Source organism: Arthrobacter sp. 10T413_2 (assembly GCF_056394205.1).
Map to the genome: position 1 here is coordinate 1 of NZ_JBFTHK010000045.1, position 13,806 is coordinate 13,806.

At 68.2% G+C, this 13,806-nt stretch carries 14 protein-coding genes; 4 read left to right on the plus strand and 10 right to left on the minus strand.

The features are described 5' to 3' along the window. Nucleotides 1-213 precede the first annotated feature (213 nt). From yajC to pdxT, 6 genes are all read right to left on the minus strand, one after another. Nucleotides 214-636 carry a preprotein translocase subunit YajC gene (gene yajC, locus AC1DBQ_RS09650; RefSeq protein WP_476928290.1) on the minus strand — a complete coding sequence of 141 codons (423 nt, stop codon included), beginning with the start codon at nucleotides 634-636 and terminating at the stop codon, nucleotides 214-216. Nucleotides 637-848: 212 nt separating this feature from the next. After that, the gene (gene ruvB / locus AC1DBQ_RS09655; RefSeq protein WP_476928291.1) at nucleotides 849-1,973 is read right to left on the minus strand and encodes a Holliday junction branch migration DNA helicase RuvB; all 1,125 of its coding nucleotides are present in this window, start codon (nucleotides 1,971-1,973) and stop codon (nucleotides 849-851) included. Continuing rightward, nucleotides 1,966-2,610, minus strand: coding sequence for a Holliday junction branch migration protein RuvA (gene ruvA, locus AC1DBQ_RS09660; protein ID WP_476928292.1), 645 nt, complete (start codon nucleotides 2,608-2,610; stop codon nucleotides 1,966-1,968). Before ruvA ends, ruvB begins: the two co-directional genes overlap by 8 nt. A 100-nt stretch (nucleotides 2,611-2,710) precedes the next feature. Further along, nucleotides 2,711-3,298 (minus strand): crossover junction endodeoxyribonuclease RuvC, encoded by a 588-nt coding sequence (ruvC, locus tag AC1DBQ_RS09665; protein ID WP_476928293.1) that lies wholly within the window; start codon nucleotides 3,296-3,298, stop codon nucleotides 2,711-2,713. 48 nt (nucleotides 3,299-3,346) lie between these two features. Next, a complete protein-coding gene (locus tag AC1DBQ_RS09670) occupies nucleotides 3,347-4,102 on the minus strand; it encodes a YebC/PmpR family DNA-binding transcriptional regulator (RefSeq protein ID WP_476928294.1) in 756 nt (251 codons plus the stop codon). A 3-nt stretch (nucleotides 4,103-4,105) separates the two neighbouring features. Then, the gene (gene pdxT, locus AC1DBQ_RS09675) at nucleotides 4,106-4,807 is read right to left on the minus strand and encodes a pyridoxal 5'-phosphate synthase glutaminase subunit PdxT (RefSeq protein WP_476928295.1); all 702 of its coding nucleotides are present in this window, start codon (nucleotides 4,805-4,807) and stop codon (nucleotides 4,106-4,108) included. A gap of 92 nt (nucleotides 4,808-4,899) precedes the next feature. Here pdxT and AC1DBQ_RS09680 point away from each other — a divergent pair, with 92 nt between their 5' ends. The 3 genes from AC1DBQ_RS09680 to AC1DBQ_RS09690 are packed head-to-tail and all read left to right on the plus strand — an operon-like array spanning nucleotide 4,900 to nucleotide 7,488. Next, a complete protein-coding gene (locus AC1DBQ_RS09680) occupies nucleotides 4,900-6,306 on the plus strand; it encodes a MurT ligase domain-containing protein (protein WP_476928296.1) in 1,407 nt (468 codons plus the stop codon). Further along, on the plus strand, nucleotides 6,303-6,980 hold the full coding sequence (locus AC1DBQ_RS09685) for a type 1 glutamine amidotransferase (protein WP_476928313.1): 678 nt from the start codon (nucleotides 6,303-6,305) through the stop codon (nucleotides 6,978-6,980). The genes AC1DBQ_RS09680 and AC1DBQ_RS09685 overlap by 4 nt, the downstream gene beginning before the upstream one ends. A 19-nt stretch (nucleotides 6,981-6,999) precedes the next feature. Further along, the gene (locus AC1DBQ_RS09690; RefSeq protein WP_476928314.1) at nucleotides 7,000-7,488 is read left to right on the plus strand and encodes a GNAT family N-acetyltransferase; all 489 of its coding nucleotides are present in this window, start codon (nucleotides 7,000-7,002) and stop codon (nucleotides 7,486-7,488) included. Nucleotides 7,489-7,543: 55 nt separating this feature from the next. Here the strand turns inward: AC1DBQ_RS09690 and AC1DBQ_RS09695 are convergent, their stop codons facing one another. From AC1DBQ_RS09695 to AC1DBQ_RS09705, 3 genes are all read right to left on the minus strand, one after another. After that, nucleotides 7,544-8,338, minus strand: a complete 795-nt coding sequence (locus tag AC1DBQ_RS09695; RefSeq protein WP_476928297.1) for an alpha/beta fold hydrolase — start codon at nucleotides 8,336-8,338, stop codon at nucleotides 7,544-7,546. Nucleotides 8,339-8,392: 54 nt separating this feature from the next. Continuing rightward, entirely contained in the window at nucleotides 8,393-9,187 is a 795-nt protein-coding gene (locus AC1DBQ_RS09700) for an alpha/beta fold hydrolase (protein ID WP_476928298.1), read from the minus strand. A 68-nt stretch (nucleotides 9,188-9,255) separates the two neighbouring features. Then, nucleotides 9,256-10,539, minus strand: a complete 1,284-nt coding sequence (locus AC1DBQ_RS09705) for a CapA family protein (protein WP_476928299.1) — start codon at nucleotides 10,537-10,539, stop codon at nucleotides 9,256-9,258. An 82-nt stretch (nucleotides 10,540-10,621) separates the two neighbouring features. Between AC1DBQ_RS09705 and AC1DBQ_RS09710 the strand changes: the two genes are divergently transcribed. Further along, complete coding sequence (locus tag AC1DBQ_RS09710; RefSeq protein WP_476928300.1) at nucleotides 10,622-12,634, plus strand: M3 family metallopeptidase; 2,013 nt, start codon at nucleotides 10,622-10,624, stop codon at nucleotides 12,632-12,634. A 210-nt stretch (nucleotides 12,635-12,844) separates the two neighbouring features. Here AC1DBQ_RS09710 and pdxS read toward each other — a convergent pair whose 3' ends face one another. Next, nucleotides 12,845-13,771 (minus strand): pyridoxal 5'-phosphate synthase lyase subunit PdxS, encoded by a 927-nt coding sequence (gene pdxS / locus AC1DBQ_RS09715; RefSeq protein WP_476928301.1) that lies wholly within the window; start codon nucleotides 13,769-13,771, stop codon nucleotides 12,845-12,847. Nucleotides 13,772-13,806 lie beyond the last annotated feature (35 nt).

The window sequence follows — 13,806 nt, forward strand, 5'->3', positions numbered from 1 at the left end:
CTGGCCGGCAATCGTGCCGCCCGCCAGGACGGCCGTCATGGCGGCGATGATTACGCCGAGCCAGACCAGCATCCTGATGGCTGAGTTTTTGGGGCCAGTTCGTGCCATTGTCGATCTTTCTATTATTTACGGCGGATCCGCCGGCGCGGGCACTTGGCCCCCGCCGACGGATGCCCGCAACCGTTGCTTCGCGGGATGGCTCAGGTAGGCAGACTAGCTGTCTTTCTTACCTTCGTCGTTGAGGCGGCGCAGGGTTTCCTCGGGAGTTTCAGTGCCGGCCGGCTCGTTGAAAGCGGCAGCGTTATCCGGCGTCTCAGCGTCCGGCTTGTCAAGGGTCAGCGAGGATGCGTCGTCAGGAACAACCGTCGGCTCGTCGGCGGCAACGACCGGCTCCACAATCTTGGTGACGKACTGGCGGTGCACGGTGGCGGTGTTGCCCGGGGAGAGTTCCAGCGTGACCTTGTTCTCCGCATCATTGATGTCGACGATCCGGCCGAACAGTCCGAAGCTCGTCATGACCTCGACACCGGGCCCGAACTTCGACTGGAGCTCCGCCTGCTGCTGCTGCGTCTTCTTGTTGCGGCGGAACATCATAAAGACGAACACGCCGAGCATGACGAACAGGAGAATTGTCATTGGATCCAAGGGGAAAGTTCCGTTCTGTACTTGCATAGCTGTTTTTCAGCAACGTCCGTTTGCTCCGGGCGGCGCGGCAGAGGCCTGCACAGCAAGCTGGCAGAGAGACCATCCCCCAACCGCCGGCGGCTACCTGCTCTCCGCCCACGGAAACAAAACCCGAACGTGCCGAGCGTCATACCAGTCTAAAGGGAAAAGCTGGAGGAACGGTGTTAGCGGCTATTTCGGATCCGCTCCGGACCTGATTCCTCAGCGATGTTGCCGCCAGGCTCCCCCTGCKCGCCGTCGTCCGGMTCGTCAGCCTGGAACAATTCMAGCGGGTCCTGTCCGAAGACGCCGGGGGGAACGGCGAAGCCCAAGTGGGTCCATGCCGGCGCCAGGGCAATGCGGCCCCGCGGAGTCCGGCCCAGCAGCCCCTCGCGAACGAGGTAGGGCTCGGCGACCGTTTMCACKGTCTCGGTTTCCTCGCCGACTGCGATCGCGAGGGTGGACAGGCCCACGGGGCCGCCGCCGAACTTGGTAATGAGGGCTTCCAGAACGGCGCGGTCCAACCGGTCCAGGCCGCGCTTGTCTACCTCGTACATGTCCAGGGCAGCGGACGCCGCCCTGGCATCGATTTGTTCGATGCCGTGCACGAGCGCCCAGTCCCGGACCCGCCGCAGAAGCCGGTTGGCGATGCGCGGCGTGCCCCGGGACCGTCCGGCGATCTCGCTGAATCCTGCCGAGTTGACCTTCAAATCCAGCAGCCCGGCCGAGCGCCGCAGGACGAGTTCCAGCTCCTCGACGGAGTAKAACTCGAGGTGGCCGGTGAAGCCGAAGCGGTCTCGCAGCGGCCCGGGAAGCAGGCCGGCCCGTGTGGTGGCGCCGACCAGGGTGAAGGGCGGCAGCTCCAGCGGGATMGCGGTGGCGCCGGCGCCCTTGCCGACGACGATGTCGACGCGGAAGTCCTMCATGGCCATGTACAGCATTTCCTCTGCCGGCCGGGACATGCGGTGGATTTCGTCCAGGAACAGGACTTCGCCCTCGGAGAGCGAGGACAGGATGGCCGCGAGGTCGCCGGCGTGCTGGATGGCCGGCCCGCTGCTGATMCGCAGCGGAACGTTCATTTCGGCGGCGATGATCATGGACAGTGTCGTCTTGCMCAGGCCCGGCGGACCCGAAAGCAACACGTGGTCCGCGCTGCGGCCGCGCATGCGCGAGGCCTCCAGGACAAGGGACAACTGCTTCCGGACGCGGTGCTGGCCGACGAAGTCGTGGAGGTTCTTGGGCCGCAGGGCGGCTTCGATGGCGCGCTCCTCCGGCTCCTCTCCCCCGGTGACAATCGACGGCTCAGCCACGCGCGCCTACCCGGTTCCCGGCGCGGGCGCCGTCCTGGCCCAGCCACCGCAGGGTTGCGCGGAGGATTTCCGCCACGTTGCCGTTGGCGGCCAGATCGGGGGAATCGGCGAGGGATTTGTCGATGCTGGCGGCGGCATCCTTTTCGGACCAGCCCAGGCTGGTCATCGCCGCGATGACCTGGGGCTTCCAGACGGACTCGGCGGACACCGACGGGACCGACGCACCCGCGGTGCCGTGCGGTACGAGCTTGCCGGCGAGTTCCAGCACGATCCGGCCGGCCACCTTGGGTCCGATGCCGGGGACCTTCGTGAAGGCCTTGCCGTCGCCGGAGTGGGCGGCCACCCGGATGGCCTCGGGTTCATGGACGGCCAGCACGGCCAGGGCGAGGCGGGGTCCGACGCCGCTGACGCTGAGCAGGACATCGAACACTTCCCGCTCGTCGTCGCTCCCGAAGCCGAAGAGCGTCAGCGAGTCCTCGCGCACGATCAGGGACGTGAACAGCTTGCCTTCGTCCCCCACCCGGAGGCTGCTGAGGGTCTGCGGCGTGGCGTTGACGCTCATGCCGGCCCCGTTGAGGTCGATCACGGCGGAGGACAGGCCAACATGCGCTACGGTTCCGCGAAGAAAACTGATCAAAGCCGGGCTCCTGGGGTTACAGCGAAACCGGGCATATCAAGGAAGGGCAACCCRGTTATCCGAACATATCTACGAATAGCCTAGCAAGCGCCGCGGACATTCAGCGCGCACGGCGCGCTTTTGCCTCGGCGTCGGCCCATGCGCGCTGGGCKGGGGTGAGGGACTGGCTKCCCGGCCCCGTGTTCACCGCATCCTTGGTGGAAGTGCCGCTCCCGGCACGCCAGGCGTGGGTGATGGCCAGGGCGAGGGCGTCGGCGGCGTCGGCCGGGCGCGGCGGCGCGTCCAGCCGGAGGATCTTGGTCACCAGCTTGGTGACGGCGTCTTTGTTGGAGGTGCCGCTTCCCGTGACGGCGGCCTTGACTTCCGACGGCGTGTGCAGCGCCACCGGGATGCCGCGGCGCGCGGCGGCCGCGATGACCACGCCGGAGGCCTGGGCCACCCCCATGACGGTGCTGACGTTGAGCTGGGAAAAAACCCGTTCAACGGCGAGGACGTGCGGTTCGTAGGTGTCCAGCCACTCGTCGATCGAGGTTGCGATGACGAGCAGCCGCTGGTCCAGGCTCTCCTCGGGCGAGGATCCCACGACGCCGAACGCCACCATCGTGGCGCGCCGGTTCTTTTCGACGTCAACCACTCCGATGCCGCAACGGGTGAGGCCCGGGTCAACGCCCAGGACGCGCAGCGTCACGCTGGGGCCGTCAAGACCGGGCCTCGAAATCACGACGACGTGACAGCGTCACTCGGCTTCCAGTGCGGCCTGCACTTCGTCGCTGAGGTCGGCGTTGCTGTAGACGTTCTGGACGTCGTCGAGTTCCTCCAGGGCATCGACGAGCTTCATGAACTTCTTGGCGGCGTCGAGGTCAAGCGGCACCTGCATCGAKGGCACAAACTCGGCCTCGTCGGTGTCGTATTCGATCCCGGCTTCCTTGAGCGCGTCACGGATGGCCTGCAGGTCGGTGGGCTCSGAGTGGATCTCGAAGGTGTCGCCGTTGTCCTTGACTTCCTCGGCACCGGCGTCGAGGACGGCCATCAGGACGTCGTCCTCGCTCAGGCCGTTCTTCGGCAGCGAGACGACGCCCTTGCGGCTGAAGAGGTAGCTGACCGAACCGGGGTCCGCGATCGTGCCGCCGTTGCGGGAAATGGCGAGGCGGACCTCGGAGGCGGCGCGGTTCTTGTTGTCCGTGAGGCACTCGATCAGCAGTGCGGAACCCTGCGGGCCGCGGCACTCGTACATGATCTMGGTGTAGTCRACGACCTCGCCGGTGAGGCCGGCTCCGCGCTTGATGGCGCGGTCGATGTTGTCAGCAGGCACCGAGGTCTTCTTGGCCTTGGTGACAGCAAGTTCCAGGCTCGGGTTGCCTGCAAGGTCCGGGCCGCCMATGCGCGCGGCGACTTCGATGTTCTTGATCAGCTTGGCGAAGGACTTGGCCCGGCGGCTATCGAGGATGGCCTTCTTGTGCTTGGTCGTCGCCCATTTGGAGTGGCCTGACATGCTTTACGCTTCTCCTCTGATCATTCGAATAAACAGTTCGTGCACGCGTTCTTCCCCTGTCACTTCCGGGTGGAAGGAGGTCGCCAGCAGCTGGCCGGAACGCACAGCAACAATTCTAGCCGTCCCGTCCAACGACTCGGGGTGGCCGGCTTTGGAGGGTTCCACCTGGGCCAGGACTTCGACGCCCTCGCCGACGCGCTCYACCCAGGGGCCGCGGATGAAGACGGCGTGGACCGGCGCCACGGCGCCGGCGTCGGCGCTGAACTCCAGCCCCTTGAAGTCGAGGTCCGTCTCGAAGGACTCCCGCTGCCGGCCGAAGGCGTTGCGGCGGACGGTGATGTCGAGCCCGCCGAAGGTCTGCTGCGGGTTCCCGGCCAGATCCGTCGCGGGGTCGGCGATCTCGTCCGCGAGCAGGATCATGCCGGCGCAGGAGCCGTAGACGGGCAGGCCGGCCCGGATGCGCTCGCGCAGCGGATCGCGGAGTCCGAAGATCCTGGAGAGCTTGTCGATCGTGGTCGACTCGCCGCCGGGGATGATGAGTCCGTCCAGGCCGTCAAGTTCGGCGGGGCGGCGGACCCCGACGCCCGAGGCGCCGGCGGCCTCAACGGCATGCAGGTGCTCCCGGAAATCGCCCTGAAGCGCCAGGACGCCGATCCGGAGCCCTGTTCCCGCGCGGGATTCAGGGGAAATAGAGGGGGTGGTCATCCCCACAGCATAATGTGCCGCGCCTGCCGGGGACGCATGCAACGGGCCCCGGCGTCCGGGTTCCATGCCTCTGCTGGGATATATTACAGAGCATGCTTTACTTCAGCGTTCCGCTCGGCAAGCTCGTCCGCCGGGTCTCCCGGCTCAGGGGCGGAGGCTCGGCCCTTCCCGGGCTTGTGGTCGAAAAAATCGATCCCGGCTTCATGCAACGGACACTGTCCACGCTGCCCCTGGGGGTCGCCGTCGTCAGTGGCACGAACGGGAAGAMGACCACCACGAAGATGGTGGTGGAACTGCTGGAGAGCCAGGGACTGAAGGTCTTCACGAACCGCACCGGCAGCAATTTCACCCGCGGCGTGGCGGCGGCGCTCCTGGGCGAGGTGGACTGGCGCGGCCGGCTGGATGCCGACGTCGCGGTCCTGGAACTGGACGAGGCGCACGCGGTGCACTTCGTGAACAAGGTCCCGCCGCGCTACAGCCTCCTGCTCAATGTCCTCCGGGACCAGCTGGACCGCTTCGGCGAGATCGACAAGACCGCCGAGCTCCTCCAGCACATCGCCGCCAAAACCACCGGCACCGTTGTCCTGAACCGGGAAGACCCCCGCGTCGCCCGGATCGCGGCGACCCTGGACGGGCCGGAGGTGCTCTACTTCGKGCTGGACGATTCCCTCCTGAGCACCTTCCCCAACGACGACGACATGCGTGCGGCCCCGGGGAGCCCGGTCCCGKCCGCCGCCGCCCGGCCGGCCGCCGACGTCGTGCTGCGCCGCGTGGGCGCCGACGACGCCGATTTCGAGTACGACGGCGCGACGGTCACCACGSGGATGAAACTGCGCGGCGTCTACAACATCTTCAATGCCGCCGCMGCGCTGACCCTGGCCCGCGGCGTCTCCGGCGCCCGCGGCACCRGGACCGACCAGGCCGGCCTGCTCACGGCGCTGTCCAAGGTGGCGCCGGCGTTCGGCCGCGGCGAAAGCCTTGTGGTCGATGGCCTGCCGCTGGAGCTGGTGCTGGTCAAGAACCCCAGCGGCTTCCGGCTCGGCCTGAAATCCTTCCCGGCCGCCGGGTACGCCACGATGATCGCGATCAACGACAACTACGCCGACGGCCGGGACATGTCCTGGCTGTGGGACGTCGAATTCGACACGCTCCGCGACGGCGGCGTGGACCAGCTCACGGGCTCCCGCGCCTACGACATGGCGCTGCGCCTGCAGTATGACGACGTCGCCATCGGCGCCGTCGACACGGAGATCGCGCCGGCGCTGGCCGCGTTCATCCGCGGCGCCCAGGGGAAGCCGAAACGGGTTTTCTGCACGTATACGGCCATGCTGGCMATCCGCCGCGAGCTGTCCAAAATCACCACAGTGGAGGTGGTCTCATGRCCCCCCAGTCCCCGGAATCGCACGAGCTCTCCTTCGGGCACGAGCTCCCCCCCGAAGACTCCGCCGCCCCCGGCAAGGGAACCATCCGGGTCCTGCAGCTCTACCCGCGGGACATGAACATCTACGGCGACTGGGGCAACGCCCTGGTCCTGGCCCAGCGGCTGCGCTGGCACGGCTACACGCCGGAGCTGCTCGAGTACAACGTCGGCGACCAGTTCCCCGCGGACGTGGACCTCATTGTGGGCGGCGGCGGGCAGGACAGCGGACAGCTCGTCATCCAGGATGACCTTCTCTCCCGCGAGTCCACGCTGAAGCAACTGGCCGAGGACGGCACCCCGATGCTCGTGATCTGCGGGCTCTACCAGCTCTTCGGGAAGTTCTTCAAGACCCGGCTGGGCTCGGTCATCCCGGGCATCGGCATCCTGGACGTGGAGACCCACGGCACCGACGAACGCCTGATCGGGAACGTCACTGTCTCCTCCCCCGAGTTCGGCAACATCCTCGGCTACGAGAACCACAGCGGCCAGACCACCCTGGGGCCGGGCGTGCAGCCGCTCGGAACCACGGCCAAAGGCACCGGCAACAACAGCACCGACGGCCAGGAAGGCGCCCGCTACCGCAACATCGTGGCGAGCTACCTGCACGGCTCGCTGCTCCCCAAGAACCCGGCCCTGGCCGACTTCCTKATCCGGACCGCCGTCGAACGCAAGAACGGCAGCTTCACGCCGGGCACACCGGACGACTCCTACGCGGTACTGGCGCGTGAGCACGCCGCACGCCGGCCACGCTGATTCCCTGGCAGGCGACGGCATGCTGATTGAGCGGGACACCCCCGATCGGGAGGATGTCCGGCAGCTTCTGGCCGGCCACCTGGCCGACATGTACGCGACCTCCCCGCCGGAGAGCGTCCACGCCCTCGATCCCGCCGCCTTKGCCGGACCGGGCATCAGTTTCTGGACCGCGCGGGAGGATTCCCGGCTTCTTGGCTGCGCGGCAATGAAGCACCTGGCCACCGGCGACGGCGAGATCAAGTCGATGCGCACCGCGGAACCGGCACGCGGGCGGGGCGTCGCCGCGGCGCTGCTCCGCCATCTCCTGGCAGAGGCCCGGACCAGCGGGTACCGTCGGCTGTTCCTGGAGACCGGCAGCCACGAGTTTTTCGCCCCCGCGCGGCGGCTGTATAACCGGCACGGCTTCGCGGAATGCCCGCCGTTCGCCGGCTACGAGCCCGATCCCCACAGCGTCTTCATGACCCTCGGCCTCAYCGCCGGCACCGAACAGCCGCCCGCCGCCGGGTAGCCCGCGGGCCGGTGCCGGTCTGGTTCGCGTAGCTGTCCACCGGCCCGGTCTGCCATCAACACGCCCGGACGAAAGCCAGGACGTCCCGGGGCACCCGTCTGCTGGATGCCGTCCGGACATGGCCCCATCGCCGATAGACGGTGAGGGTGCAGTCCGGGATCAGACGCGCGGTCTCCTCGATGACGGACGAAGGGAAGAACGCGTCCCGGCCKCCGCAKAGCAGCAGGACGGGCGGCCGGATCAGCGGCAGAACGGACCGCGCGTCGAAGGCCAACCCCGCCCGGGCCTCGGTCAGGACGTCCGCGGCGGGGCAGCCGGAACGGCCCATCACGCGCCTGCCGACGACGKGTCCTGCCAGCGTCCGCAGCCAGTGCGTGCGCGGACCGCGGACGAGGTACTCCGCCAGGGCAGTCCCCGCACCGGCCGTATCGCCACCGGTGACGGCCGCAGCAATCCGGTGATCCACGTCCTTGCCCCACGTGCTGAGCTCGGCCCCCGTGACCACCAAGGCGATGTGCSGGAAGGACTCCGGGTGGAAGGCGGCGAGGTACTGCCCGATCATTCCGCCGAAGGATTCGGCCACCACCAGGTCCACCCGTCCGCCGAACTCCTCGGCAATCAGCCGTGCGTAGTCCTCAGCCATGTCGGCGACCGTGTGCGACGGGGGCATGTTGCGCCGGCGGGTGACGATCCAGACGGCGTAGCCGGCCTTGAGGTAGGCATCAAACTCCCGCCGGAACAGGGTTCCCAACAGCCMCCGGGGCACAGAGCTCCCCGGCCCGCCCTGGACGAACAGCAGGGACTTCCCGCCCCGGCCCCACGTCACGTAGTCCATCCCGTTGCGGAACACCCCGTTCCGCGGTGATCTTTCGTCCCCGGCCAACCCCGCCATCACCATGCCGCCCTAAGGCGTTGCTCCCGACTGCCGCAACAGTGCCGCGAACTCGGCCGGCCKGGTGGCGGGCCACCAGTGCCCGCCGTCCACCCTGGTGACTGTTACATCGTCCACCCACACTTCGAGCCCCTCGACGAGGCCCGGCGCCAGGAACGGGTCCTTCAGCGGCACCACGACCTGCACCGGAACGGTCACCCGGACCGGGGCGGCCGGTTTCCGCGGGCCGCGGAAGTTGCTGCGGTACAGGGCCAGGCCCCGGACGGGATCGTTGCCGACGTCGCGCTTGGCCGTCCTTTCGTAGCGCCGGGTCAGGAACAGCCGCCACGCGGCTTCCGGCAGGACGGGGAGGAGGAACGCCCCGACGTACCAGCTGCGCAGGAGCTGCCCTGCCAGCTCCGGCCAGGCCCGCGGGTTCCGGATGCGCCGCCGGATCCAGCGGGAGAAGTGCCCCAGGTCGGGGCCGGAAATGCTCGTATAGCGGCTGATCCGGCCGGCCGCCCTGGGGTCCTGCACGGCTGCCCACCCTTGGATCGACCCCCAGTCGTGCCCCACGAGATGGACCGCCGGGGTGCCGGCAGCGGCCAGCACGGCGAAGACGTCGTCCACGAGCGTCGTCAGCGAATAGTCCCCGTCCGGGCCGTGAACGGCGGAGGCGCCGGCGTTCCGCGTGTCGTAGGCCACCACATGGTGGGTCCGGGCCAGCTCGCGGATGGCCGGAAGGAACACCCGATGGTCGTCGGGGTAGCCGTGCACCAGGAGCAGGGTGGGCACGTCCGGTCCCGGTTCCGGGCCAAACTCGAACACGGCMAGCTCCGCCCCGTCCGACGCGACGGTACGCCGCCGTTCGTTGATMAGATCCATGCCGCCCAAGCTTAGGGCTTCCGGGAAAGAATAAGCTCGTGAGCGCCCGCCGCCGCGGCGCCCATCGACTCCACCACTGCCGTGGTGCGCCGGCGCGTGGCGGCGTCCGCCGCCGGACCTGCGCAACGGCCCTGCGGCGCGTCGGCAGCCACCGAACACCAGCGGTAGGGTCCTCGGACTACCACCGACGGCGCCCAGGCCAGGTCCGAGGCAGCCCAGGCCCCGGCCGCGTCCTGGCTKAACTGCACMCGGACCAGCAGGCCCTCGTTGTTGACCACGAACKACGGAGAGAGTTCCGTGATGCCATTGCCGAGCCMGTAAACAATCCACGTGCTCTTGTACTTCTCGATCGGCAGCACCGAGTGGCTGTGGTGACCGTAGATCATGCTGAACTGGCCGCTGTCCACAAGCGTATGGGCGACCTCCCGCTGCTKGGCGTTCGGCTCACTGGAGTACTCATCGCCGGCGTGCATGACCCCCAACACGATGTCCGCGCCCGATGCCCGGGCCCTGCGCGCCTTGGAAATCATTGCGGCCGCATCGAGCAGGTCGACCTGCCAGGACTGCTCGGCACGCAGCCCGTTGAGGCCGTATGTGGCATCCACGACGGCGATTCTGGCCGCCGGAGTCTGCAGGATCAGCACTCCCTGCGACTCCGCCTCGGTCCGGTATGAGMCCGTGTGCCGCAGCCCGGCGGCGTCGAGGGCGTCCAGGGTGCGGACGAGTCCAGCGGTGCCGCGGTCAACCGTGTGGTTGCTGGCCGTCGTGCAGGCCTGATAGCCCACACCCCGCACGGCGGTGATAATCTGCGGCGGTACGTTGAAGGAGGGATACCCGGAGAACGGTCCGTCCGGGCCCGCCACCGGGGTCTCCAGATGGCAGATCGCCACGTCGCTCTGCTCGATGTAGCGCCGCTGGCCCTCCAGCAACGGCCCGAAGTCCAGCCCCGCCGCACCGGCAGCGCGGGCGTCCTCGCGGGCCTGCTGCCAGAGCTGGGGGTGAACCAGCATGTCCCCGGTGACCAGCACGGAGGTGCAGCGGACGGCCGCACAGCCGGGACCCCTCCCCGGCGCMGGCGTCGGCGTCGGTGCCTGCGTCGGCGTCGGCGTACCCGACGGCGGCCCGGGGCCCTCTGCCRCTTCCCCGGGGCTGCCGGTTGCCGACGACGGACTTGGTTCGCCCGGTCCGGCGAGGAGTCCGCAGGATACCAACAACACCGCCAGGACAACGGCTGAGGCAACGGCTGAGGCAGCGGCAACGGCCCGGCCACGCAGACCGGCACTGAGGTTCCCCATGCCGGCCATCCTACGGTGGKCGGAATCACAACACACTGAAGGGATCGTTGAGAACCCGCGTCCTGCATGAAAGAGTCGCTTCATGACCAATCCCTTCCTGAGCCCCAGCACCCTGCCCTACGGCCTGCCGCCTTTCGCGGAGATCCAAGACGCGCACTACGCCGAGGCCGTCGAGGCCGGCCTGGTTGAGCATCTCGCCGAGATCCAGGCCATCGTGTCCGACCCGGCGGCCCCGTCTTTCGAGAACACCGCCTTGGCCATGGAACGTTCCGGCCGGCTCCTGGAACGGGCGGCCGCCTCGTTCTTCACGCTGGTTTCCGCGCACGCCTCAGATGCCATCCGCGATCTTGAGACCCGCCTCTCCCCGCTCTTCTCCGCCCACCAGGATGCCGTGTACCTCAACCGGGGGCTCTACGAACGCTTCGCGGCGCTGGACACGACCGCCCTGGACGCGGAGTCCGCCCGGCTCGTGGACGAATACCTCAAGGAGTTCCGTGCCTCGGGCATCCAGCTCGACGACGCCGGCCAGGAGCGGCTCAAGGCCGTCAACGCCGAGCTTGCCAGGCTCGGCACCGAGTTCGGGCAGCGCGTCAAGGAAGGCATGAAGTCTGCTGCCCTGCTGCTGGACGACGCCGCCGACCTCACCGGGCTGCCCGACGACGACATCGCCAGCGCCGCCGAGGCCGCGCGGTCCGCCGGGCACGAGGGCAAGTTCCTGCTGACGCTGATCCAGCCCAGCAACCAGCCCGCCATGGCCGCCCTTTCGAACCGGGATGTCCKCCGGCGGCTCTACGAGGCCTCKATCGGCCGCGGCAGCGACGGCGGCAGCTTCGATGTGCTCGATCTGGTCAAGGACATGGTCCGGCTCCGCGCCGAGAAGGCGAGCCTTCTCGGGTTCGCGAACTTCGCCGAGCTGACGGTGGACCGGCAGACGGCACCGGACTTCCAGGCCGTGCAGGACATGATGAGCCGGCTGGCCCCTGCCGCCGTCCGCAATGCCGACGCGGAGGCCGAGGCGCTGGCCGAGGCTGCCGGGCACCCGCTTGAGGCCTGGGACTGGGCGTACTACTCGGCCGAGGTCAAGCGTGAGCGGTACGCCGTGGACGAGCAGGCCCTGCGCCCGTACTTCGAGCTGGACCGGGTCCTGAATGATGGCGTGTTCTTCGCGGCGAACGCCTTGTACGGKATCACGTTCCACGAGCGCGCGGACCTGGCCGGCTATCACCCGGACGTGCGCGTCTGGGAAGTGAAGAATTCCGACGGCACGKACCTGGGCCTGTTCCTGGGCGACTAMTACACGMGGGACACCAAGCGCGGAGGCGCGTGGATGAACTCTCTCGTGGAGCAGTCCGGACTGTTGAACACCCGTCCGGTGGTGATCAACAACCTCAATATCTCCAAGCCGCCGGCCGGCGAGCCCACCCTGCTGACCCTGGACGAGCTCCGCACCACGTTCCACGAGTTMGGCCATGCCCTCCACGGCCTGTTCTCCGCCGTCACCTATCCGCGGTTCTCCGGTACGAACGTGCCGCGGGATTTCGTGGAATACCCGTCGCAGGTCAACGAAATGTGGATCATGTGGCCCGAGGTCCTGGCCAACTATGCACGCCACCATGCGACCGGCGAGGCCCTGCCGCAGGAAACCGTGGACAAACTCAACGCCGCGCAGCTCTGGGGCGAAGGCTTCGGCACCACGGAATACCTCGGCGCGGCCCTGCTGGACMTGGCGTGGCATGTCCTGGACGGCTCCGACATCCCCGAGGATGCCGTGGAATTCGAAGCCAAGGCCCTMGCCGCGGCGGGCATCGCGCACAGCCTGATCCCGCCGCGCTACCGGACCGGCTACTTCCAGCACATTTTTGCCGGCGGCTGGTATGCCGCCGGCTACTACTCCTACATCTGGAGCGAAGTCCTGGACGCCGACACCGTGGAATGGTTCAAGGAACACGGCGGCCTCAGCCGCGACAACGGCAACTTCTTCCGGGCGGAGCTGCTMTCCCGCGGCAACAGCCGGGACCCGCTGGAGTCATTCCGTGCCTTCCGCGGCCGGGACGCGGACCTCGAACCGCTGCTGAAGCGCCGCGGCCTCGACTGACCCCCGCAGAACGCAAACGACGCCGGGCGGCCACCTAAGAAGGCGACCGCCCGGCGTCGTTCAATCAGGAGCGCAAGGCGAAGGGCGGTGTGATCCGGCAGCGTGCGTAAAAGGGGCCCCGCGCCCCGAGCAGCCTCTCAGCTGCMAACACGGCGCGGGGAATAGCACGCAGAGGATCAGCGCCGTCCGGCGCCCCCAAAGGCGCGAACGCTACCAGCCGCGCTCTGCGAGGCGGTGGGGCTGCGGGATCTCGTCGACGTTGATGCCGACCATGGCTTCGCCCAGGCCGCGGGAGGCCTTGGCGATCTCGTCCSGGTCGTCGTAGAAGGTGGTGGCCTTCACGACGGCGGCGGCACGCTGGGCCGGGTTGCCGGACTTGAAGATGCCGGAGCCGACGAACACGCCGTCGGCGCCGAGCTGCATCATCATCGCGGCGTCGGCCGGGGTGGCGATGCCGCCGGCGGTGAACAGGACCACCGGGAGCTTGCCGGTCGCGGCGACTTCCTTGACCAGTTCGTACGGGGCCTGCAGTTCCTTGGCCGCGACGTAGAGCTCGTCCTCGGGCATGGAGGCGAGCTTCTTGATCTCGGCGCGGATCTGGCGCATGTGCGTCGTGGCGTTCGAGACGTCCCCGGTGCCGGCCTCGCCCTTGGAGCGGATCATCGCCGCACCCTCGTTGATGCGGCGCAGCGCCTCACCGAGGTTGGTCGCACCGCAGACGAAGGGAACCGTGAACTTCCACTTGTCGATGTGGTTGGTGTAGTCGGCCGGGGTCAGGACCTCGGACTMGTCGATGTAGTCCACTCCCAGGGACTGCAGGACCTGTGCCTCGACGAAGTGCCCGATCCGGGCCTTGGCCATGACCGGCACGGATACGGCCGCGATGATCTTGTCGATCATGTCCGGGTCGGACATACGGGACACGCCGCCCTGGGCACGGATATCGGCCGGAACACGTTCCAGCGCCATCACGGCCACGGCACCGGCGTCTTCGGCGATGCGGGCCTGCTCGGCGTTGACGACGTCCATGATGACGCCGCCCTTGAGCATCTCAGCCATGCCGCGCTTGACGCGGCTGCTGCCCGTGACGTTCTTCGCGGACGCGCCGGCTTCGCTGCTTACATCAGGTGTAGACACAAAAACCCCTATGGGTAGATAGATGACCTCGCCGG